General features: G+C 68.2%; 2 protein-coding genes. One reads left to right on the top strand and one right to left on the bottom strand.

Annotation, left to right across the window (positions count from 1 at the left end):
* Positions 1-1,778 (bottom strand): serine/threonine-protein kinase (locus FRC96_RS16070; RefSeq protein WP_146975918.1); only part of this gene is annotated, 1,778 nt, incomplete at its 3' end.
* Positions 1,779-1,868: 90 nt separating this feature from the next.
* On the opposite strand from FRC96_RS16070, the gene FRC96_RS16065 reads away from it, so the two are divergent.
* On the top strand, positions 1,869-2,244 hold a 376-nt coding region (locus FRC96_RS16065), incomplete at its 3' end, for a hypothetical protein (protein WP_146975917.1).

Raw genomic sequence — 2,244 nt, 5'->3', positions numbered from 1 at the left:
GGCGCGTCGGCGCGCGGGGTGCTCAAGGCGCGCGCGTCGCGGGCGGTGGTGTCGCGGGAGTCGGCCGGGAGGTTGATGTCGCTCAGATCTGGCATGGGCGCGCCGGGGAGTGAGGCGGCGCGCACCGAGGGTCGGGCCCCCAGGGTGGGATCGGAGTCCTCGTCGGCCAATGTGGCGAGCGATGGCGAGCGCACCGAGGGTCGGGCGCCCAGGGTGGGATCGGAGTCTTCGTCGGCCAGGCCGGCCAGCGAGGGCGCGCGGGCGGAGGGGCGCTCGTCGCGGGTGCTGTCGAGCTCATCGGAGTCGTCGACGCGGGAGGCAGGTGTGGGCGGCGGTCCGGTGATGCCGGCGCGTTTGGCCTCGTCGATGGCCGCGCGAAGTTCGCGGTCGGAGAGGTGCAACCCGGTGACTTCGCCGGAGTCCACGCCGCGATCGACGGCGATGATGCCGGAGCGGCGGCGGTCGAACTCGCGGGTGGCAGGCTCCTCATTCTGCGACTCCAGCGCCCGCTGGATGCGATCTTTGGAGATGGCGTTGGTCGCGCTCAGATCTTCGTCGTCGAGCTCCGGCGGGTCGGCCGCAGGCTGGGTGGGGAGGCGGTCGAGGATGGCGCGGCGCGTGGCGTCGAGCTCATCTGTTTTGTCGTTTGATGGCGGCTTAAGTGGTTGAATTTGCTGGCTTTTTCGGATCTCTGCAATCTCGCGATCGCGGGAGATCTCGTCAAACGCCCGGGCGCTCATCTCGTGGGTGGCGAGCTCGGCCGCCTCGCGGTAGTCGCCGGCCACGTGGGTCTGTTCGGGGAGCGGCGCCAGACGAAACTGCGCAGTCTGATCCTGGGCGACCTCATTGGCGGCCATGGCCATCTCAATGAGCTCGCGGGGGATGGGGCGCGTGTCGGTGGTGCGGCCGGCGTCGGGAGCCGTGGTCAGCTCCATCAACGCGGTGGTCATCTGGCCGATGGACTGAAAGCGCTGCTCGGGTTCTTTGGCCAGGGCCTTGAGGATAACCTTTTCGAGGCGAGTTGAGATGCCGGAGCGAAGCTGGGTGGGGGGCGTTGGCGGCGCCTCGACCTGAGCCATCATCAGCGCGAACTCGCTCGACGCGTTAAAAGGCACCTCGCCGGTGCAGAGCTTGTAGAGGGTGCAGCCCAGGCTGTAGATGTCGGCGCGTCCGTCGATGGCGCGCGCCCCCACGATCTGCTCAGGGCTCATGTAGTGCAGCGTGCCCACGGTGGTCCCGGCGGCGGTCAGGTCGCGGCCTTTGGAGACCTTGGCCACGCCAAAGTCCATAACTTTGGGTTTGAAGAAGCCGGCCACCGGTTTGAGCAAGACGTTGCTGGGCTTGAGGTCGCGGTGCACGATGCCGCGGGTGTGCGCCAGGCCTACCGCGCTCATCACGGGCAGCATCAGGTCGATGATCCGATCTTCCTGAAGAGGCCCCTGCCGCTGCAGGTACTCTTCGAGGGTGTCGCCCTCGACGTACTCCATCACAAAGCAGAGCAGGGGATCCTGCACGACTTTGTAGACGTGCACGATGTTGGGGTGCTGGAGCATCGCCTGGATGCGGCCCTCATCGAGGAAGCGGGCGCGCACCACCTCGTTGTCCAGGTAATGGGAGAAGAGTACCTTGATGGCCACCGGCAGGCCGGAGTGCTCGTCGATGGCCAGGTAGATCGAGGCCATGCCGCCGTCGGCGATGCGTCGCTCGATGCGGTAGCGCTCCAGGAAGAGCTGTCCGGGGTGGAGCTCTTTATGTTCGCTGCTTGTGGAAGTTCCCATCCAGGGGGCTCGGCGGACGAGGTGGATATGTCGACGACGGGGGCAGTGTAACCCACGAGGGGAGCTACGCAAATTTGGCAGGAGGAAGTGGTGAAGACCAGTAAGATTGCGCCTCTGATGGTGCTCGCGGTGGGGTTGGGGGCGGCCGGGTGGTGGGCGAGCGCGATGCTGGCGTCGGTCGATGAGCCGCGCGAGGACGAACAAGGCGTGGAGGCGCCTTTTGTGCCCGAGCCGGTGCGGGTGGAGGCGTCGCAGCGGGGCGGGGCGCTCCACGCGCTCTCGGCCGGGGCGAGCGATGAGGGTGATGCCGGGGGGCGGGCGGACGGTGGAGTGTCGAATTCTGAGCAAGAGGTGGGGCGTGGTGGGGCGCTGGCGGGCCTGGAGCGCCGGCGCCAGGCCGAGCGCGCCGACGACGCGTCGCAGCCGGAGGAAGACTGGAGCGAGGGGGCGCGCGCGCCGGTGGGGC

The sequence above is a fragment of the Lujinxingia vulgaris genome (genome assembly GCF_007997005.1).
Lineage (GTDB): Bacteria > Myxococcota_A > Bradymonadia > Bradymonadales > Bradymonadaceae > Lujinxingia.
Note: the sequence above shows the minus strand (reverse complement) of the source record. Positions and strands in the feature narration are given on the sequence as shown.